General features: G+C 50.2%; 15 protein-coding genes and 1 pseudogene. 11 read left to right on the plus strand and 5 right to left on the minus strand.

Features of this window, described 5'->3' with window-relative positions; all coding sequences use genetic code 11:
• Positions 1-52: 52 nt before the first annotated feature.
• The 6 genes and pseudogenes from BMY11_RS29625 to BMY11_RS01730 form a co-directional block, all read left to right on the plus strand.
• A pseudogene (locus tag BMY11_RS29625) lies at positions 53-451 on the plus strand (D-alanyl-D-alanine carboxypeptidase family protein); the annotation flags it as partial.
• A gap of 182 nt (positions 452-633) precedes the next feature.
• Positions 634-1,161: a VanZ family protein gene (locus tag BMY11_RS01710; protein ID WP_090572742.1), complete on the plus strand. Its 528-nt coding sequence runs from the start codon at positions 634-636 to the stop codon at positions 1,159-1,161.
• A gap of 34 nt (positions 1,162-1,195) precedes the next feature.
• Entirely contained in the window at positions 1,196-1,897 is a 702-nt protein-coding gene (locus tag BMY11_RS01715; protein WP_090572743.1) for a response regulator transcription factor, read from the plus strand.
• Complete coding sequence (locus BMY11_RS01720; protein ID WP_090572744.1) at positions 1,890-3,014, plus strand: sensor histidine kinase; 1,125 nt, start codon at positions 1,890-1,892, stop codon at positions 3,012-3,014. Before BMY11_RS01715 ends, BMY11_RS01720 begins: the two co-directional genes overlap by 8 nt.
• 111 nt (positions 3,015-3,125) lie before the next feature.
• Positions 3,126-4,361: a plastocyanin/azurin family copper-binding protein gene (locus tag BMY11_RS01725; RefSeq protein ID WP_143069193.1), complete on the plus strand. Its 1,236-nt coding sequence runs from the start codon at positions 3,126-3,128 to the stop codon at positions 4,359-4,361.
• Positions 4,319-6,196 carry a multicopper oxidase domain-containing protein gene (locus BMY11_RS01730; RefSeq protein ID WP_143069194.1) on the plus strand — a complete coding sequence of 626 codons (1,878 nt, stop codon included), beginning with the start codon at positions 4,319-4,321 and terminating at the stop codon, positions 6,194-6,196. Before BMY11_RS01725 ends, BMY11_RS01730 begins: the two co-directional genes overlap by 43 nt.
• On the opposite strand, the gene BMY11_RS01735 is transcribed toward BMY11_RS01730, so the two are convergent.
• The 3 genes from BMY11_RS01735 to BMY11_RS01745 form a co-directional block, all read right to left on the minus strand.
• Positions 6,193-8,271, minus strand: a complete 2,079-nt coding sequence (locus tag BMY11_RS01735; RefSeq protein ID WP_090572746.1) for an ATP-binding protein — start codon at positions 8,269-8,271, stop codon at positions 6,193-6,195. The two genes, BMY11_RS01730 and BMY11_RS01735, sit on opposite strands and share 4 nt — an antisense overlap.
• Before the next feature lie 190 nt (positions 8,272-8,461).
• Positions 8,462-9,361 carry an NAD(P)/FAD-dependent oxidoreductase gene (locus BMY11_RS01740; protein WP_090572747.1) on the minus strand — a complete coding sequence of 300 codons (900 nt, stop codon included), beginning with the start codon at positions 9,359-9,361 and terminating at the stop codon, positions 8,462-8,464.
• A gap of 34 nt (positions 9,362-9,395) precedes the next feature.
• Entirely contained in the window at positions 9,396-9,890 is a 495-nt protein-coding gene (locus BMY11_RS01745; protein ID WP_371262748.1) for an MOSC domain-containing protein, read from the minus strand.
• A gap of 293 nt (positions 9,891-10,183) precedes the next feature.
• Between BMY11_RS01745 and BMY11_RS01750 the strand changes: the two genes are divergently transcribed.
• From BMY11_RS01750 to BMY11_RS01765, 4 genes are all read left to right on the plus strand, one after another.
• Entirely contained in the window at positions 10,184-11,623 is a 1,440-nt protein-coding gene (locus tag BMY11_RS01750) for a MocR-like pyridoxine biosynthesis transcription factor PdxR (RefSeq protein ID WP_090572748.1), read from the plus strand.
• Positions 11,624-11,804: 181 nt separating this feature from the next.
• Complete coding sequence (locus BMY11_RS01755) at positions 11,805-12,971, plus strand: epoxide hydrolase family protein (protein ID WP_090572749.1); 1,167 nt, start codon at positions 11,805-11,807, stop codon at positions 12,969-12,971.
• Between the two features lie 155 nt (positions 12,972-13,126).
• Positions 13,127-14,428, plus strand: coding sequence for an epoxide hydrolase family protein (locus BMY11_RS01760; protein WP_090572750.1), 1,302 nt, complete (start codon positions 13,127-13,129; stop codon positions 14,426-14,428).
• A 303-nt stretch (positions 14,429-14,731) separates the two neighbouring features.
• The gene (locus tag BMY11_RS01765; RefSeq protein ID WP_090572751.1) at positions 14,732-18,967 is read left to right on the plus strand and encodes a GGDEF domain-containing protein; all 4,236 of its coding nucleotides are present in this window, start codon (positions 14,732-14,734) and stop codon (positions 18,965-18,967) included.
• 113 nt (positions 18,968-19,080) lie between these two features.
• Here the strand turns inward: BMY11_RS01765 and BMY11_RS29630 are convergent, their stop codons facing one another.
• Together BMY11_RS29630 and BMY11_RS01770 are read right to left on the minus strand one after the other, a co-directional pair.
• Positions 19,081-19,392 carry a metallophosphoesterase family protein gene (locus tag BMY11_RS29630; protein ID WP_143069215.1) on the minus strand — a complete coding sequence of 104 codons (312 nt, stop codon included), beginning with the start codon at positions 19,390-19,392 and terminating at the stop codon, positions 19,081-19,083.
• A gap of 218 nt (positions 19,393-19,610) precedes the next feature.
• Entirely contained in the window at positions 19,611-20,018 is a 408-nt protein-coding gene (locus BMY11_RS01770) for a MerR family transcriptional regulator (protein ID WP_090572752.1), read from the minus strand.
• A 117-nt stretch (positions 20,019-20,135) separates the two neighbouring features.
• On the opposite strand from BMY11_RS01770, the gene BMY11_RS01775 reads away from it, so the two are divergent.
• The gene (locus BMY11_RS01775) at positions 20,136-20,900 is read left to right on the plus strand and encodes an SDR family NAD(P)-dependent oxidoreductase (protein WP_090572753.1); all 765 of its coding nucleotides are present in this window, start codon (positions 20,136-20,138) and stop codon (positions 20,898-20,900) included.
• Positions 20,901-21,139: the final 239 nt, after the last annotated feature.

Consider the following 21,139-nt stretch of genomic DNA (forward strand, 5'->3'; position numbering starts at 1 on the left):
TTTGTTGAATGGCTTTGGCATACTGGACAATACTGTCGAGCTGCCGATGGATATGCTGAATCGATTTGACGAGATGATTGGTGCAGCAGAGAAGGATGGCGTCAGTCACTTTCTAATCAATAGCGGATACAGAGATAAGGCAAAACAAGCGGAGCTGTACGATAAGCTGGGATCGGACCAAGCGAATCCGCCAGGCTACAGTGAGCATAATCTAGGGCTGTCGATGGATATTGGATCCACGCTCGGAGCTATGAAGAGTTCGCCAGAGGGCGAGTGGTTGAAGAAGAACGCCTGGAAGCATGGCTTTGTCGTGCGTTATCCGGAAGATAAGACGGATATTACGGGCATTATGTATGAGCCATGGCATTTTCGCTACGTAGGTCTTCCGCACAGCGCAATTATGAACGAGTATGACTTTGTTTTGGAGGAATACTTGGCTTACTTGAAGGAGCAAAGCAGCATTCACGCAGAAGTTGCTGGCAAAATGTACACGATTTCCTATTATCCAATCAAAGGCAAGCTGGAGCTGGTGGTTCCGAGTGATGGAAGCTATACCATATCTGGGGATAATAGGGATGGAGTCATTGTAACGACATGGGAAGATGATTCATCAAGCAAGAAGGTGGCTGGATAATGTCGAAGGAACGAGTTATTCTGCTGCGTGTTCTTCTTGGAGCTTATTTGTATTTGGTCATGAAGGTCATCCTGTTTAAAGGCGGTTCCATCGACATCACCTATCTTAGGCAGCAGTTCGAGATGAGCTGGTATGATCCTGCGCACGTAGTGATGAAGATGAAGCAAGGGAATCTAATTCCTTTCCATGAAATAAGAAGGACACTGAACGACATGACCGACAATGGATTACTGAATCTGATCGGCAATATAGCGATTTTCTTGCCATTCGGCGTGCTGACTGGCTGGCTACACTCACAGCGGCGGTTAACCGTCTTAGCTGTGGTGATGCAATCTTTGCTGCTTAGCTCGGTGCTAGAAATTTCACAGGCGGTATTCTCGATTGGCCAATTTGATGTAGACGATCTTATTCTGAATACGTACGGGGGGTTGGTGGGATGTATCTTGTATGGGCTGTTTGCCGCCATTCTCGGCTTGTTTACCTCTCGAAGTGCCAAACAACTGACGCCTCCTGGACAAAACTGTTAAAATAGATGAAAACGATGCAAGTGAGGAGGTTACGATGAAGCAGCCGATTACGATTCTAATTGCAGATGATGATGCGGAGATTGCAGATCTGGTTGAGCTGCACATGATGAAGGAAGGATATCGTTGTATCAAAGCATTGGATGGCTCAGAAGCCGTAGACGCAATCCTGAAACACCATATTGATCTGGCGATTCTCGATATTATGATGCCGAAGCTGAATGGCTACGAAGTAACAAGGCAAATCCGCGACAAGCATCATATGCCGATCATCTTCCTAAGTGCGAAGACCTCTGATCTTGATAAAATAACCGGTCTTGTACAAGGTGCAGACGACTACATGACAAAGCCTTTTAATCCGATGGAATTGGTCGCACGGGTGAACGCACAGCTCAGGCGCTCCCTGCAATTTAGCCGACCTTCAGCTGCAGCAGGCAAGCCAATTGTTGAAGCGGGCTGCGTCGTCATTAATCCCGAGGAACGTTCGGTTCTCGTGAATGGAAATCCCGTATCGCTAACACCTAAAGAATTTGAAATCTTGCACTTGCTTGTTAGTTATCCGAAAAAAGTGTTCAGTACAGAGCATATTTTCCAACAGGTGTGGGGGGAAGAATACTACGAGGGCAACAATACGGTTATGGTGCACATCCGTACGCTGCGGAAGAAGCTTGGCGATGATTTGAACAAGAACAAACTGATCAAAACAATATGGGGAGTCGGTTATTCTTATCATGGCTAAACGATTTCGAAGCTTCAGATTCAACATGATTGTGCTCGTCGGTCTTAGCATGCTGTTATCCGGGGCGATTACATTCGTCATCTATAAGGTCGCACAAGGCTATTATCATACGACTAAGTATGAAGATCCATCGACCAAGCTTCGTGTGTTCATCAAACAGGTCGGGGACGTTAACTTCTTTCTCCTCTTCTTTATCCCGATGTCGATTTCTTTCTTCTTTCTGCTCACGAAGCAGTACGCGCAGTACTTTCGGGATATTTCAGGAGGCATTAACCAGCTTGCATCTGGCAATTTCGAGACCAGAATCGTCATTCCATCGACAGACGAATTCGGTGACATCGCGAGGGACATCAATCTGGCGGGGGAGAAGCTCCGTCAAGCGCTAGCGCGGGGAGATTTTGCAGAGAATAGCAAGGAACAGCTCGTTCTGAATCTAGCGCATGATCTCCGTACACCTTTAACGTCCGTTATTGGATATTTGGATTTTATACTGAAGAATGAGCACTTGTCTCCCGAGCAAGCCAAGCACTATACCTCCATTGCGTACACGAAATCGCAACGACTGGAAAGGCTTATTGACAACTTGTTTGAAGTCACCAGAATGAATTATGGAAAGCTGTCCGTTGACTATAATAATCCGGTGGATCTTAGCGAGCTGCTGCTTCAATTGAATGAAGAGCTCTATCCGTTGTTCGAGAAACAGAGCTTAATTTCTCGTTTGAATTTGACTCCTGCGCTAAAGGTTCGCGGCGATAGTGAATTGCTGGTTCGTGTGTTTGAGAATTTGCTTAGTAATGCAGCGCACTATGGCAGGGAAGGCGAGTACGTAGATATCGATTGCCAGCTCGACTCCGAGGAGGTCGTCGTTCGCATTATCAATTACGGAGACAGTATCTCTCCAGAAGATCTGCCTCATCTATTCGACATGTTCTATACAAGCGACAAAGCGCGTACATATCACGAGGGCAGCACGGGACTCGGCCTGTTCATCGCTAAAAATATCGTGGAGCAGCATCATGGTACGATAACAGTGAAGAGCAGCGTCGTTAGTACGATCTTTGAAGTGCGGCTGCCGTGTGAGCTAAATAAAGGCGAGACATCAATTCTCATTGAATGAGGAAAGATGGCTCGCTTTATTTGTTTTTTGGTAGTGAATTGGTAGTGAACGTGGAAGCGTCTAACAGCTAAGATGCCAATGGGTCATAATTAACATTGGGGAGGAAAGAGGATGAAATTCATTCGTATTATGCTTCTCGTCGCTATATTGGCGCTGACGGGGGTAACAGGTGCATTCGCAGCAGATGCGAACGCGCCGCAAGCTTGGGGCGTATCCGTAGGCAAAATGATGTCGAAGGATACAGAAATGTTTTCGATGCAGCCTGGCGTCATCTACATTCATGAAGGGGACACGGTGAAGTTCACGAATAACGATATGGCTGCGCCCCACTTGCTCGGCTTCTTGATCGGCAATCCACCGCCGGGTGAGGACTTTGATATTACCAAATTTTCGCCAGCTAGCGGCTCTTCTTGGGCAGGAGACACGATGCTGTTCTCTCCGGAAATGCATCCAATGCAATCGTATTCCATTACGTTTACCAAGGCAGGCGCGTACGCCTATTATTGCCTGATTCACCCGATAATGAAAGGCACGGTCGTCGTCCTACCAAGCGGTAGTCTCCTTCCGAGCAAGGCGGAGCAGGCTGCGGTGAACAATGCGCTGATTGACGATCAAACAAAGGTTGCTGCAGATTGGAAGACCCTCAACGGCAAAGTGAATTACGACAAGAACAAGGACGGAACGCTGACATACAAAGTACTCGCAGGCATGGGAAATACTCAAGTCATGGTCAACGCTTTCCTGCCAGGCGAAGTGTACATTAATGCAGGGGATACAATCCAATGGCTGGCTGGAGCGCCTGGTGAAGCGCATACTGCCGTTGTGAATGCACCGAAAGGGATGCAGGTATTTACGGAAAAAGGCGTGAATCCCGATGTAGTGACGCCGCATAGCCCGGTTTACGATGGCAAAGGCTTCGCTTCGGCGGGAGTGCTAATGTTGAATGTGCCAGATTTCGGCAGTCCGAGCTTCAAGCTCACCTTTACAAAACCCGGAACGTATACAGTGACGGATGTGCTTTGGGGCTACACTGGCAAGATCATCGTCGCTCCGAAAGGCGCTGTTAAGCTCACCGTGAATGACAAAGCGGTAGTGACAACGACGCTATTGAAGAACGGCCACGTCTTCGCCCCACTCTCCAGCGTTGCCAAAGCTTTAGGAGCTTCTTACCAGGTTTCCGGTAAAACGGTCCTGGTTGGAGGGAAGAAGCTAGTAGCTACAGCAGATACCACTCCATATGTGTCGAAAGGCGTGACATACATCGCTGTGGAATCGGTGGCACAGCTGCTCGGCAAAACCTATACGTGGGATCAAACAGCGAAGCTGTTGTCCATCCGTACGAAATGAAACCAGCCTTCCATGCAATAAAAGTTAGGGAGTATGCGCTGCTGCTATCAGCAGCGCTGCTCCTTAGCTCGTTGTTGATAGGGTTCGTGCTGCCGCGTCCTGCCGAAGGCGCCACCCAAACCGCCACCCAAACCGTCACCCAAACTGCATCCCCAACCATCACTCCAACCGTCACCCCAACTACGCAGGTCAAACGGTTCCATCTTTATGCGACCGACGGTGAAGTTAAGCTGGCGGACGGCAAACGCCTCTACATTTGGGGCTATAGCTTAAAGAATGAGCCCGGAACAGCGATACTGCCCTCCCCGACGCTTACGGTGAACGAGGGCGACAAAGTCGAAGTGACATTGACGAACATCGGTCCATTGGGCTCGCATATTAAGAAGCTGGCGCATACGATTCATTTTCACGGACTCGATACCGATCAAGCGAATGACGGCGTTCCCCATACGTCACAAGCGATACTGCCTGGCGAAAGCTTCACGTACCGCTTCACGGCGACACATGCAGGCACTTATTTCTACCATTGCCATGTGGATACAATCGAGCATTTACAGATGGGGATGCATGGTGCGTTTATCGTAAGGGCGAAAGGCGGCGCTCCTGAGGATTGGACTGGAGGTCCCCGCTATGACAAAGACTACGTGTTCCTGCTGAATGAGATCGACCCGATATGGCACGAAGCGGTCGAGAAGGGGGAAACGTACGATCGAACGGACTACCATCCGCGCTATTGGACAATTAACGGCAAATCGTATCCCGATACCGAGAGCGATCCAGCGACCATGGTCGAAGGACGGGTAGGAGATTCTATCCTAATTCGGCTAATTAACTCCGGCTACGACACGCACTCCATCCACATGCATGGTGAACATTTTCAAGTAATCGCTTCGGATGGCAGGCCACTTCCGGCTCCACTCACGAAAGATACGATCGAGATTGCTCCTGGGGAACGGTACGACATTCTCGTCAAGCTGACCCAGAGCGGACATTTTCCGATCCACAGTCATAACATCAAGGACAATACGAACGATGGTCTGTACCCTGGCGGCATGCACACCATGATGATGGTATCCCCGGCCTTGTCGGATAGAGTGGTTAATCTGACAAACGGGAAGAAGACTGCAATTATCGACGGTAAAAGCAAACCGATCGCAGCGGCGCCGTTCCTGCAAGGCAAGGAGCTTTATGTGCCTATCCGGCTGCTGCAAGAAGAGGTTCGTTTCGGCATGCGTCAAGGCGCGAAAGCGGGAGAGGTTGTGCTAACGCTGAAGGCAAACGAGCTGAAGCTGACGGCTGGAAGCAAGAACGCAGTCTATAACGGTAAGAAGGCTGCATTAACCTCACCAGTTCAACTATTAAGAGGAACGACGTTCGTTCCGCTCAGCGTAGCTGTGAAGTATATGGGCGTGAAGCTCGTGTCTTCAAGCGCAGCAGAATGGCGGTTGAAGCTGCCGCAATTGCCACCATCGCCGTCGACGTTCCCGGTGAAAGCGCCGACGACAGCAGAGGTTGGACCAGCCGATACTACACAGGCGGAGCCAACAACTTCAGGCACCGATCATACGATGCATGACGAGCATGGGACGAAAGTGACGATCAGCGCAACGGGCTTTTCCGTGAAAGAGCTGCATGTAAAGGCCGGAACTACAGTGACTTGGGTGAATGGCGACAAACAAGGGCATACGGTCACCGATTTGGACGGTCGTTTCAACAGTAAGACGATTCCGGCTACCCGCTCGTGGAGCTACACATTCAAAGATGTAGGCACTTATACGTACTATTGCTCCGTGCATCCAACGATGCAGGCGATTGTGATCGTAGATCCTGCCTAACGTAGCAGCTCGTCGCCGAGACGTCCGATTCCCTTCTTCAAATATCTGTAATAGGTCGTCATCGCAAGGCCGAGTCTTGTTGCGACGGTCTCGTGGGAGCCGATTCCTTCGATATAGAACAGCTGCAAAATCCGTGCCTGCAATTTCTCCTGATTTCTTCCGCCAGCCATCCGTTCAAGCCTAACAGTAATACGCCGAGCAATGCAGGCTGCTAGCGGTTCGTCTCCGTTATCGGATTCATTATCTGGTAGCAAGCTGCCGAGCTTCTTCACAAGAGTAAGATCGAAGCCGAGCGAGTGAAAGCATTCAAGAGCTTGCTTGACGAGTCCAAACCAAGTATCTTTCGATGGCGGATCTGGCTTCTCAGGACCCGTGCCCATGCGTATGCAAATGCCCGGAATTCGGTGGAAGAGCTCGTCGTTTCTAAGGTCGATGCGCGCTGCTTTCCAATGTATTCCACCTGCTGAGATGTAATCGGCCCAAGGGATCCGTTCGAAGCCAAGCCGGCAAATCGACTCAAGCGGTCCTTCAATTGGAATGATGATGGATACGAGCTTCCCCGCTATGCCAGTAGAGAAATGCTCTTGCACGATAACCGAGCTTAGCTCTGGCTCAAATTCGCGCTTGACGCCTAGTATCCAGATCAGATATTCCTTCTCCTGCAACTGCGTTTCCTGAATGAAGGTGACGAAGACGGGATTTGCCGCGAATATGGGTCGCGTAATCTCGTTTAGCGGTACAAAGGTGTAGATGCCCGCGACATCCTGATCATGGTAAACAACCCGAAACGAGGAGGGCTCTTCTTCCCAAATGGCGTCAAGGAAGGTATGCTGCAGCGTGTCATCATTCTGAAATGGAGGAAACGCAAGGAAAAATTGCTGCACCAGCTCACGGAGCAGAGGAATATGCTCTTTACTTGCGGCATCGATTCTGAATCCTGACCGATCAGTGGCAAAATAAAAGCTTCTCATAAATTCATCAGACATGAGAAATGCCTTCTCAAGCCGCAGCAGCTTCTTGCGTTCTTCATCGCTTGGCGACGTATGCGTCCAGCGCCGTTCGATCGCGGCTAGTGCCCGCTGCTTGTAGAGGGCATGCGTCTCGGGAGCGCGGTGTGCAAGCTCGGCATTCATCCATTTGCTTACGGCATCCAGAAGACAATAACCGCCTTGCCGGAACAGCTTGATGTAGGGAATATTGCAGAATTCGTTGAACTGTTCCTGCGTAATCTCTTCGCCGATAATCCATTGCAGCATATCTTGGTCGAATCGCCACGGAATCGAAGCGGCTCTCAGCAGCTTCTTGATATGGAGAGGCTCTTCGCCCTGGAATAGCTTGCGATCCATCGAAGCGATAATCGCTTGCGTCTGATCTCCGCCGAGAAAGGAAGGAACTCCGTGCTTCAGCACTGTGCTGCATGTCAGTGAGAGGGCAAGAGGAATTCCGCCCGAGAATTGTTCAACGGCATACCGCACTTCAGGATCGTTGATGCCCGATGTGATCAGGTAGCCTTCCATTTCTTTACGGTTCAGCGGCGCGAGTCTCATGTTTCGATACATGTTGCTCCATTCGAAAGCTGACAGCGTGCCTTCATCAAGTGGATGCTTTCCGGCTGTGCATACTTTGACGCGCACGGTCAGCAGCGGCAGCCACTTGTCGAATAGCCATTCTAGTGCTGCTCCCCAGCGTTCCATGCTATCGAGGAGCAAGACGATTCCGCCGCGCTGCTGCGCGACCTGGTTAATCAGTTCAGCTTCCTCTTCCCCTGGCGGCTTCGCCTCCGTCTCATTCGGCTGGAAGCCGGCATTTGCGAGTTTCAAACGCACGGCTTCCACGAAATGTATCGGCTGCGTGAAGGAACGCCCGTCGATAAAGAAGACGAGTTCTTCTCTTGCTGTCCATTGGAAGGCACGAAGCAAAGCGCTCTTGCCGATGCCTCCTGGTCCGCAAATATGGATGAGACACCAGTCGTCGTTGCTGTCATTTAGCTTCTGCTTCATAATGTCCAGCTCTTTCTCCCGCCCGACAAATCTCTTTTGCTCTAAATCGCTCAGCACTTGACGAACTAGCTTCATCGTGGACTCATCGCTCCCGTTAGACGGTATGTTTATGTATCATTAGTTTGATCTGATTTTAACCTTCCTTTATGTGAAAAGCTGTCGAACGGTATAACGTTTGGAAAATATTAGGCGTCAGCACGTATGCTCTCGAAACGCATACCAATGAACCCCATGTCTTCAGCGGACATGGGGTTTCTTGTGGAAGTTAGAAGTCCGCTTCGACGAGGTCGGTGTTTACCGCAATTGCAGCTTTGCAGCCTTCAGCGGCAGCGACAATCACTTGAGCAGGGGGCTGGAAGGACGTATCCCCAGCGACATAGACACCTGGAACACTCGTCCGGCCATAATGATCCTTCACAACGATGCCCATCTCATTGGTTCTACAAGCGAGCATGTCGATGATCTGGGAGGCGTGTGTCCATTGCGGGGTAACGAAGCCTCCGGCACGTTCAATGGAGAGTCCATCCTCGAATTGGACCTGCTGCAGCATTCCACCTGCTCCGATGAGAGCAGCGATCTTAGACTCGATGACCGCAATTCCGCGCTGGCGGAGCCTATCCTTCTGGTGGGGACTTAGCAGCGGCAGACCGTTGGTGCAGAACACCAAATCCTTGCTCCAGTTGTACACTTTTTTAGCTAGATAAAAGGCACTCTCATGATCAGCGATTAGAACGAGCGGTTTATCTCGAAGCTCCCAGCCATCGCAGTAAGGACAGCTGAATAAGCTTTTGCCGTAATAATCGTGAATTCCTCTAACCGCGGGTAGTGTTTCTCTTAGTCCTGTAGCAAGGATGACACTGCGGGCCACAAAGTTGTAGCCTTGCTCGGAAGTAGCTTGATAGACGCCGTTTATGTGGCGGACAGCAGTCACTTTCGAAGGACTGACTAACACAGTAGGGTATTTCCGCAAGTCTTGATGCGCCAGTTGCCGGAATTCGGTCGGGGCAATCCCGTCTCTCGTAATGAACCCGCTCGTTTGCCGTGTTACCGCGTTTCTTGGTTTGTTATCGTCGAATAGGATGACATTTCTTCTCGCGCGCCCTAGGACGAGAGCCGCATTAAGACCTGCCGGACCTCCCCCGATAATGATGCAATCCAGTAACATCCGTGATCCCTCCCATCCTAGATTTATATGACTGTCAGCTTGGTTTATTGCGGCGTTTCTCAAGCGTACTTCTCCAGCTGCCTGACAACTCGACCACGCTAAGCAGCCTCTCTATATCATCAAGATGGTCCTTATCGTGGTGCATGACCCGGTTTGCGAATGCCACGGTTAAAGCGAGCGGATGCTTTTGCAATAGGATCATATTGTCGTTGAAAAAGACCTTCCCCCGCTGAAGCACCCGGCAATAAAAACCGGTATATCCGGTTTCCTGCACCTTCAAGGGCATCTCTGGATACTGATAACGAGCGGCCAGCTTGAAACACGGCTGCCTTGGTTGGCTGATCTGAACAATCGCGCTGCCGAGCTGATAGATATCTCCGATGCACACATCCGCTTCCAGCAGCCCGCAAGTCGTCAGATTTTCACCAAAGCCTCCGAAGGGCAGCGGTCTCCCGAGCAAGTCATCCCAGAATGGATAGTGTTCATAGGCATATATGCAAATCGCCTTATCTTTGCCTCCGTGTCGCAACAGATCGGCTTGTTCATCCCCTATAAAATGCTCCCAGTCCAGCTCTAAAGGGCCATAGACGGGTACTTTGAAAATACCGGTTATCGTTATATCTCATAATAGTCGGCATTCCGATATTCAGCGAAATGAGCTCTCCGTGCTGCATTGGACAATCCTCCTTGGCGAACAATAAAATTTGATCGGCTCTTAATTTCGCCACTATACCAGAGTATGGTATGGAGATACATATCCATAACATCTCATTTTGTGCAATCCATAACTCCCCTAATATGATCAGAATGCAGGTGTTCCTAATGTTGCACATTAATCGCGATGACCCCAAACCGATCTGGCAGCAGCTGCTGGATCAAGTGATTAGCCATATCTCTAACGGGAACTGGCCGCAAGGCGAGCAGCTAATTCCTTCAAGGGAGTTAGCCCAGCAATTGGGCGTGTCTCGATCTACCGTTCAGCTCGTATATGAAGAATTATTAGCCCGGGGGTACATTGTCACTTCAAGACGAGGGGGTACTCGGGTTACCTCATGCTGGAATAGAGCAGTGGCAGAACCTAATCAAGCGGAGGCTGAAGGCCCGCTTCTACCTTCACTTCCCTATATAAATTCGTATGCCGATCAGTTGAAGGAATGGCTCAAAGGGGAGGAAGCCCAAGAAGTCAGGATTGATTTTAGCCCGCATGAGCCGTATGTGGACACGGTCTTCCAGAAGATTTGGAGGCAAACGTTCCAGCGCGCCTCTTCCCAATTAAGTCCAGCTGACTGGGCATACGGGGATTCATACGGATTTTTACCATTGCGTGAGCAAATCAAGCGATACTTGTCGCTCGAACGCGGCATTCATGTGCAGACGGATCAGATATTGCTGACTTCAGGCGCGAATCATTCCATTAACCTGATTGCGCAAGCGCTGCTGTCTGCTCAGGATACGGTCTCTGTCGAGGATCCGGGATTCCCAGCCGCCTGGATGGTCATGAAATATCGTCACCTGCACGTCGTTCCTATCCCTGTAGATGAGCATGGACTCGTTGTCGATTTGATTCCACCGGAATCCAAGCTAACGTTTGTAACCCCGTCTCATCAATGCGCGGTAGGGGCAGTTCTATCCGAGCCGCGAAGGCAGCAGCTGGTGCATATGGCGATGAAGAATCGGAGCTGGATCATCGAGGACGATTACGACAGCGAGTACCGTTATCGAGGGGATCCACTGCCGACGCTGTTTAGCCAAGCGCCTAATCACACGCTGTATATGTTGAGCTTCTCGAAAATGATTGCGCCGGGTATCCGGCTATCAGCGCTAGTTGGGTCGCAAGAAGCGATCGCGCAGCTCGCGCAAGTACAAGAGCTGATTTATCGTCATGTTCCGATTATGGAGGCGGCCACGCTCACTCGTTTTATTGAACTAGGCCATTTTATGAGGCATATGCGCAGGGTGCGGAACGTGTATCGAAGGCGCCACGAGACATTGACAAAAGCCATTATAGACAGCGGTTTAGCGAAACGGTTCACATTATCCGAGGTCGATACAGGATCGCATATCCTGCTTGAAGCGGAACCTTTGTTTGACGAAACAATTGCCGTCACACAGCTGCTGCAAAGAGGAATTCGTGTTTATCCGCTTGGTCCCTATTGCATGGAAAGCACAAGAAGGGGATGGGTTCTCGGCTTTGCGAAAGTGGAAGAGGAATTGATTGAGGAAGGAATCGCTCAGCTGGCGGATGTTTTGTTAAGGACTTAGAGTATCTCCACTATTTTCTCAGTATGGATTGCTCAAGCAGAGCTGGTTTGGACGTGTACGTCCATGCCAACCGTTGTTATAGTTCTTAAGCGGTAGATTTGCTGCTCAAGGCTGGCCGGCCATGCAATCCAACAACAGAGATAAAGAGGAGAGAAACTGATGACCTCAAACAAATAACGAGATTCGTCCATTTCATGTGAATATACCGGAAGAGGGACTAAACGACTTGCGCAACCGCATCAACGCAACAAGATGGCCTGACAAAGAAACGGTCTCGGACCAATCCCAAGGCACGACACTCGGAACGATTCAAGAGCTTGCTCGTTATTGGGCGAATGAATACGATTGGCGCAAGATGGAGTCGAGAATCAACGCCTTCCCGCATTTCCTTACCGAAATGGACGGCTTGGACATTCACTTCATTCACGTTCGTTCGAAGCATGAGAACGCCATGCCGATTCTCATTGCCCACGGATGGCCGGGATCGATCGTCGAGCAAATGAAGCTGATCGAACCGCTGACAAACCAAACGGAATACGGCGGAACCGAAGCAGATGCTTTCCACGTCGTGATTCCATCGATGCCTGGCTACGGATTCTCGGGCAAACCGACGGCAACTGGCTGGAATCCGAAGCGCATCGCGAGCGCTTATAGTGAATTAATGACTCGTCTTGGCTACGAGAAGTATGTGGCGCAGGGAGGCGACTGGGGCTCAATCGTCGTTAACATGATGGGCGTTCAGGAACCAGAAGGGTTGCTCGGCATTCACACCAACATGCCTGAGGTGATTCCGCCTGAGGTTGATGCGGCGATTTGGTCCGGCAATCCGTTGCCGGAGGGTCTTTCTGACGAGGAGAAGAAAGCGTGCGAGCAGATTTGCGAAAATAAATTTTATTACGCCTTCTTAATGGGAACGCGTCCGCAGACGCTGACTGGCCTTACGGATTCACCAGTTGGTTTGGCTTCCTTCATGATTGACCATGATTGGAAGAGTCATGCCCTGATCTCGAGATCTTTCGCCGGGGTTCAAGAAGGTCTGACACGCGACGACGTTCTCGATAACATCTCGCTCTTCTGGTTTACGAACAGTGCGATTTCTGCAGCTCGACTGTACTGGGAGAACGGTAATGCGGGCATTTCCTTCTTCGCCGTCAAAGGCGTCAAGCTGCCGGTTGCCGTCAGCGTATTCCCGGATGAGATGTATGAAGCGCCGAAGAGCTGGACAGAGAAGGCATACCCGAATCTGATTCATTACAATAGAATGCCTAAAGGCGGGCACTTCGCTGCTTGGGAGCAGCCTGAATTGATCATTTCCGAACTGCGCACGGCATTTAAGTCACTGCGTTAATATAGATGATAGACCTGGGTCATGGGAACATGATACGGGTCTTTCTTTTTTGAATGAAAGGGATAAGAATCCCGATTTGGATGGAACTTAAACAGAAGACTTAAAGACAGCAAGACATTCTCGTACGACTATCGCAAAAGGAGCAATACGTACTTATGAGCACCAATATTTGGTCGCGGTTAGCTATGCTGATTGCCTTATCCCTAGGTTTGGCAGCCTCCGGCATGTATATGAACACGGTTGGCGCGAGACCACAGGAATCTTCTGGGCAATCCCAATCGGATAAGAACGCCATCCGTCCGTTTCAGGTGCATTTCTCAGAAGCGGAGCTTGCCGATCTGCAAAGACGGATCATTGCGACAAGATGGCCGGATAAGGAGACTGTCTCCGATCATACACAAGGTGTGCCGCTGGCAACGATGCAGAAGCTCGCGGATTATTGGGCGAACAACTACGACTGGCGTAAGTTCGAGGCGAAGCTGAACGCTCTGCCGATGTACGTCACGAATATTGATGGGGAGGACATTCAGTTCATCCATGTCCGTTCGAAGCATAAAGACGCGATGCCAATTCTCCTCATGCACGGCTGGCCTGGCTCTATCGTTGAGATGCTGAAGGTGATCGATCCGCTTACCAATCCCACAGCCTATGGCGGCAAGGAATCGGACGCGTTCGATGTCGTCATTCCATCGATGCCAGGCTACGGATTTTCGGGCAAGCCAACTACGACGGGCTGGGGACCTGACCGAATCGCGCGCGCTTATAGCGAGCTGATGAATCGGCTCGGATACAAGAAGTATGTGGCGCAGGGAGGAGACTGGGGAGCGTTAATCGCTGATTTGATGGGCGTGCAGCAGCCAAAAGGACTGATTGGCATTCACACCAACATGCCGGGCGCTGTTCCGGCCGAGATTGAGAAGGCGCTTCAAGCCGGCAAGGGCTGCCCTCCCGGTCTGTCAGGCGACGAGAAACACGCGTGCGAGCAGCTCGACTTCTTCTACAAGCAAGTTGGGTATGCTCAGATTATGGGGACGCGCCCGCAGACACTCACTGGACTTGCGGATTCGCCCATCGGTATGGCAGCCTTCATACTTGATCATGACGCGAAGAGTTTGGATCTGATTGCAAAGGCATTCGACGGACAGCCTGGGGGGTTATCGCGAGACGATGTCCTCGACAACATTACACTCTATTGGCTCACGAACACGCCGATCTCTTCGGCGCGCCTCTACTGGGAGAACAAATATCCCTTCTTCAGCGTCAAGGGCGTCAAACTGCCGGTTGCCGTAAGCGCCTTTCCAGACGAGCTCTATCAAGCGCCGAAGAGCTGGGCAGAGCAGGCATATCCCAACTTGATTTATTACAACAAGCTCGATAAAGGCGGTCACTTCGCGGCATGGGAACAGCCGGAGCTCTTTGTACAGGAACTCCGCGAGGCAATAAAGCCGCTCCGCTAAACCGGGTAAAGCAGGAAGCCAGCCTCATTCACAGAAGAATGAGGCTGGCTTTCTCTACTCAGAGCTAGAAAGGAAATTTTACGCGCTTCGACCTGAACCGAAACCCACTTCGTTGTCGTCATTTCTTAGAAGCCGTAACGGTCGCCGTACGAGCAGAAGAGGTGGGTGAGATGCGGCGGAGATCACGATTGAAGCCGATGTCAACCGCCATTTTGAATAATTGAAGAGGCTGTAATATTAATCTTTTTCTTGCAAAATCCTGTTATACTGAAGGTGGAATTTCAACATGAAGGGGATTGCCTAGTGAACGAACGATTGCTCTCTATTGATACAGCGACTCCGCATTTAGGCGAAGCTTATATGAGATTCATCCCGCGCACTTGGCGTTTCTTCGAGCGTGGTCAAGTGATGAAGCGGATCGAGCAGTGGCAGAGAATCGCTGCGAATGGAATTGGGTTAAGAGAAATCGCAGATTGGACCGAGACGGATTCGCAGCTAGATGTTAGGCTGACCCCGCTTCCTGAAGGATTCATCCCGTTTGCAGCATTCGCGAGTCAAGATGGGCTTAGCGATTCCGATCGCGCACGGGTGATGGCATCGCTATTCGATACGCTGGGTCTACTGCATGTGGATCAGTTCTATATGGGGTTCCTTTCGCCGGATTTGATCAGCGTGAACCCGAATACGCTTCAGGTTATGCTGTGCTTGCAGCCGTTCCCATCCGTACATCCTTTCCTGGATTTCCATATTAAAGACTATCCGTTTGAACTCTTTAGCGCTCATTGCCGAACGCATACGATTACTCGGGCTTCCGATATCTATGCAGCCGGAACCATCATGCGCGAACTGTTTCGCGGTCATCTGGTGTATCCGCCGCTCAAGGTGTTGTATGAACGGTTGATTGGCGACCCATCTTTCTTGTTTATCGAAGAAGCGGCATATGAGATCAGCCGAATCTATGGACTGAGTCGTGAGCCTTGGGAGCAGACGATTGGGCCTAATGCTCATGCGTGGCTCTATCATGCAGAACCGCCAATATCGCCGGAGAGCCAGCGCCAATTCAGACGATTTCTGCGTGCGGAAGGATCGAAGCAGATTGCGCTCATCCACGAAGATGAGTCGCTCATTGCTGAAGTGCTCCGATTTCACATGAATGAAGTGCTGGAGAAGCAGTCATTCGTTACGATCAAATGCACGGATGTTCCATTCTCCACCATTATAGAGATGGTAAATCGGATCATCGGCGCCTTGACATTAACTTATTATCCGCAAGCAGAGCCGCAGTTCCGAGCACTGGCCAGACGTCAGCGTCAGCTGGTGCAGCAATACTACTTCGGACAAGACGTATCCGAGGCATTCGGCGAATGGATGCTTCGTTTCTATAAACAGTTGACTGCGATTATTTTTGTAGACAATATTTTCCTCATTTTTGATGAATGCTCAAATATGGATCTGGAATCATTCCAGCTGTTCAAATATACGTGGAGCCGATACAGTGAACAGCTGCCACGGTTGTTCACGATCTTCTGCGGCAAGGCGTTGGTTCAATCGGATATGAATGAAGAGCTGTATCATATCCAATTTCTTCCTCGTAATGCCGTGGCATATAGCGGGCTAATGCGCAAACGACTTTGTCGAGTCGAGCCGCAAACGCTGCAGCATCTCGCCAATTGGCTCACTAATCAGGCGATCGATCCGAAGTATACGAGTATGATGTTGGAATCGTTCATTGATCAAGGGCTGTTGCAGCTGACACCTGCAGGATGGGTAGCTGGAGCTCGTGATCTTCCGCAAGAAGGCACGAATCCGATCACCATTACGGAACAGAAGCTGGATCAGCTGAGCGAAGAAGAGACGGATTTGCTCGCGCTGTTCTGCTGCTTGCCAGCGCCGATCCGCGTATGGAATTTGTTCAACGCGAATAAGCTCCCACTTAGTCAGCTGTATGTCAATTTGCATCGTCTGGCGCAGCTAGGTCTGATTCTGTTCTTCCATCAGAATAGTGTGATCGTACATAACAATGTGAAGGAGCGTCTTGCTCTCCGCTATGATATGGCGCAGGCTTATACGCAAGCGGTCGCCTACATGCTGGAGTTCGAGAAGTATCCATCGCTAACGTTGCTTAATCTGGTGCGCAAATCCGGTGATAAGCGGCGGGAGTATGCACTGCTGATGCTCTATTTCCGCAGAAATCGCAAGGCGCTCTCTTCTGAGCAGTCGCGGCTGCTGCTGGAGCAGATGATCGGGCTGCACGAGCTGCTTCAGCGTCCGACGATGCAATGCTTTTATCGGCTTATTTTGCCAGTGTACAATGGTTTCCGCGAGATGAAGCGCTGTGAAGAAGTTTGCATGAAGCTGTATGAGCTGAGAGGCCGCGACGGCGATCGATTCAAGTGGATGTTCTATAAAATGCTGCAAAATGAACTTGAGCTCGCCGACCATAAAGATGAGCTGTTCGCCTACCTGGAGAATCCGAAACACAGGCTCAGCGATAAGCTCGATGCGCTGTGCCCACTCGTGGCCAACCGCGTATATCTGAATCTCGAGCCGCATGAGAAGGAGTACATCAAAGAGCTGTACATCGGGCAAATTTATCCGAACCGCCATCTCATTCCGGAATGGGAGTTCATCGACTCCTCCTACTATTGCATTGCGTTTATATTTGAGAATTTCCCTCAATTGAACACATGGGGACTTGCGCTGTTGAACAAAGTGGAGTCAATGCTCCATTACAGCTTCTACCCGGATCTCATTCTGAGAGTGTATAACATGTACATTCATCAAAATAACGCGCGTATGGCAAGAAGCTACATCGAAAAAGTGATCACAGGTGCAACTCAGCTTGGACATCCGAATATGCTCGAGGTTGGTCACGCGAACGGCATGGAAATATCGCTTATTCTCGGTGATATGCCAGCATTCCATTATCACTGGAACCAGCTCGTCGACATTAAGCGCAGGGATGTTCTTGAAGGCGTTCGCGATATGATCCGGATGTATGCCTGTGAATCTCGGCAATGGGAGCTGCTTGACCGCATGGGTCAAATTCCGGATACGAGCGACTATGCGAAGACAAGAATGGAGCTTTACCGCGTCTACGCTGCGCATCGCAGGGGAGAGCGAATGTTTCCGCAGCCTGCTATTCAAGAGGAGCAGCCGGCCATGTTCGTTGGAGCGCTTAGGCTGCTGCAGCTCGGGTTAGTAGAAGAAGCATGCCGCCATCTCCAGCGGTGCATCGGCGGTGCAGAGCGTGCGGGGAGATTCCCAATGCTGGAGGGCTGGACATTCCGCGAGCTGCTGCTAGCGATGCTCAGCATTCAGTCAGTGAGCGAGACGATTACAATCGATGAGATTGGCGAGTGGATTGCTCGTTTCAAACAATTTATTGAAACGAACGCCTATGATTTGTTCTGGGCGGATTACTATTATATCTCTGCGGTGTGGGAGCTTCGGCAAGGCGCAGTCACGAACGGGATGCTGCTGCTGCGCAAAGCGATCAACGCTTATTATCTGATCCAGCAGAATGACCGGGCTGTAGAAGTTAAGCGGGAGATGGAAGCTTACATGGAGCCGTTAGGGTTGCCTGTAGGCTGGGAATTGGCGGACAACGCGCAAGTCATACAAATCATGCAAGAGCGCAGAAGCTTCCTAGAGCAATCGCTCGATTACTTGACGACGATACGATTATTCGACCGTTTGCCGGATTCGCTTAATCTGAGCATGGTGATCGATCGCGTCACGTTTGCGCTTTTTGAATATTATCCGGTTGCTTATGCATCCATTCTGTTCGACCTGAAGTTCCATAAATCGCAGAACTATTATTCCGCTTTCGGTCCAATCGGCCGAAACATGCTGACTGAATATCGCGCGGGCGAGAGTCAGTTGCAGCGAGTAAGCATCGCACTGTTTGGCGCAAAGCACCGTTCGATCCGGATGGATGTGTTCCTGCATCAGATGAACGATAATGTCGCGCATCAATTGGATCAGCTGCTGCATATCGTTAAACCGCATATCGCGAATGCGGTACTGTATGAGGAAATGATGATCGACAGCTTGACTGGACTCTATTTGCGTCAGCATTTTATGGATAGGCTTGTGCAAGAGGTTGAAATATCGAAGCAGTATGGCCTCGACGTCTCGGTTCTGATGATCGACTTGGACGACTTCCGCAAAGTCAATGAGCTCGGCCATCAAGTTGGCGATGAGGTGCTGAGGAAGATCGCTGATACGATTCGGTCGCTGCTCAGCCAGCATGATATTCCGGGCCGCTACGGCGGTGAGGAGATGCTCATTATTCTGCCTAAGACAGACGGGAAGCATGCGATGCAGCTGGCATCGGATATTCGCAAGCAGATTGAATTGGAATTCGGCAGCGGATTCGGCCAGCCTTATCGAGTAACGGTCAGCATCGGCGTCGCTTCGATGGAATTATGCCATGCAGGTACGGCGGAGGAGCTTATCCGATATGCCGATGATGCGGAGATAAAGGCGAAGAAGACCGGGAAGAACAAGGTGGTAGCGGCTTGGATGCTAGCGTGAGTAAGCAAATGTAATGGAAATAGAAATAGTAATAGAAATAGAAATGAAAACAGTAATGGAAATGAAAAGAAACGCAGGCCGAGTGACGGTTGCGTTTCTTTTTGTGTTGGCGTTTAAAGCTGACCACCATGAAAAATCCTAAGAATGAACTCTCTTTCAGGCACTTCAAGCTTATGATACGAATGTAAGAATCGCTCGTTATTATAAGGTACTTCAATAATCCTCGCGCTGATCCCATTCTCGTTTACTGTAACGATGCCATATCTAGCTTTGGGTAGATGATAACATCCGAGTGAACCAGGATTAAAGTAGGTTCTAGCAGTAGAAACAAAGTGATGAACAATATGATGGTGCCCAAAGCAGACGAGCTCATAATCGGCTTCAGCATAAGTCTGCTCTAGACTTTCTGCAGTTGGCTGGCCAATTACTCATAACCTCTATAAATTTAGGATCTATTCGATCTGCCAACCATTGATGATGTGCTCGTTCGTTATGATGACCAGGAGGCGCTTCCTCCTGATTGAATGCGGCAATGACAGCTATATCGTGATTACCAATCACAAATGAAACATCATCTCTACTTGTCAGTAGATCCAGCACTTCATTTGAATCCGGTCCCCCCTAGTGCTTGGTTCAAGTTGGATTAGTTCGCTCGATTGCGCACGCGCTCTTTCATTTTCTCCATGAGCGGAATATTGCCGGGGTCGTTGTAAAATCCGATCTTCTCATCAATCAGCTGCAAATTGTGCTGAAGTCTCTCGATTTGGCGCTCTACCTCAAGCCGGTGCTCGGTCAGCATACTCTTCCGTTCTTCTATCGTATCCGCACCTAGTGCCGCCCACTGGCTGTATGTCTTCATTTCTTTGATTGGCATTCCGGTATCCTTCAAGCAGCAGATCAGCGCAACCCAGTTCATGTCTGCCTCGGTGAAGATGCGATTGCCGGATTTGGTACGCTCAACGAATGGAAGGAGCCCTTCTTTGTCATAATAACGCAGCGTATGTGCAGAGAGTCCGAACTTCTGTGCGACTTCGTTAATGGAATAATTCATATTTTAACAGCCTCCTATGGCTTGACTTAGAGTTAACTCGAAGTGATATTCTCACTTTAGACCTCACGGGCCGAATGGTCAAGAGGCCAAACCACATACACAAGGAGCAATGCATTTATGAATCATACAACGAAAATCGCACTCGTAACAGGTGGAAGCCGCGGACTTGGGAGAAACACGGCATTAGCGCTGGCTGGCAAAGGAATCGGTGTCGTTATCACGTATCATACCCAGCAAGCGGCTGCTGATGAGGTTGTTCGTGAAATTGAGCAGGCAGGCGGCACAGCAGCAGCCATTCAGCTGGACGCTAGCGTTGTGTCTTCGTTCGATGGCTTCGCAGCTTCACTCAGCGACGTGTTGAACTCCAATTGGGACCGTGACAGCTTCGATTATCTCGTTAACAATGCTGGTATTGGCAAGAATGTGCCATTCCCGAGCATGACGGAAGAGGTCTTCGATAGCCTTATGAACATTCATTTCAAAGGCGTCTATTTCTTGACGCAGAAGCTGCTTCCGCTGCTCGCAGATAACGGCGGCATCGTGAACGTATCCACTGGACTAGCGCGATTCGCGATGGAAGGGTATAGTGCGTATGCGTCGATGAAAGGCGCGATCGAGGTGCTGACACGCTATTTGGCGAAGGAGCTCGGCAAGAGAGGAATCCGCGTCAATGTGGTTGCTCCTGGCGCAATCGAGACCGACTTCGGCGGCGGTACGTTGCGCGAGAATCCACAAGTGAAAGCTCACATCGCCTCGATTACGGCACTAGGTCGCGCCGGTGTCCCGGACGATATCGGCGGCGTCATCGCATCACTCTGCACAGAAGATATGCGGTGGGTGAATGCGCAGCGCATCGAGGCTTCGGGCGGTATGCTGCTGTAAGCATGAGCGCAGAGTTACAGGCAATATAAAAGAAGGACATGGCTAATGATGCCATGTCCTTCTTTCGTTCAGCTGGCTTAGAACGTGAACTTCCGCTCGCTGCGCTGCACTTATACAATATGTAAACTCGGGAGTTACGAAGCTAGGCGCGCGCAATCGTTCCCATGCGGTAAGCGAACTGCTGCGGCAAGGTTTTCTTACCTAACAAATGGTTATAAAATCATTCGGAAGCCTAAGCT

The sequence above is a fragment of the Paenibacillus sp. OV219 genome, assembly GCF_900110075.1.
GTDB lineage: Bacteria > Bacillota > Bacilli > Paenibacillales > Paenibacillaceae > Paenibacillus_Z.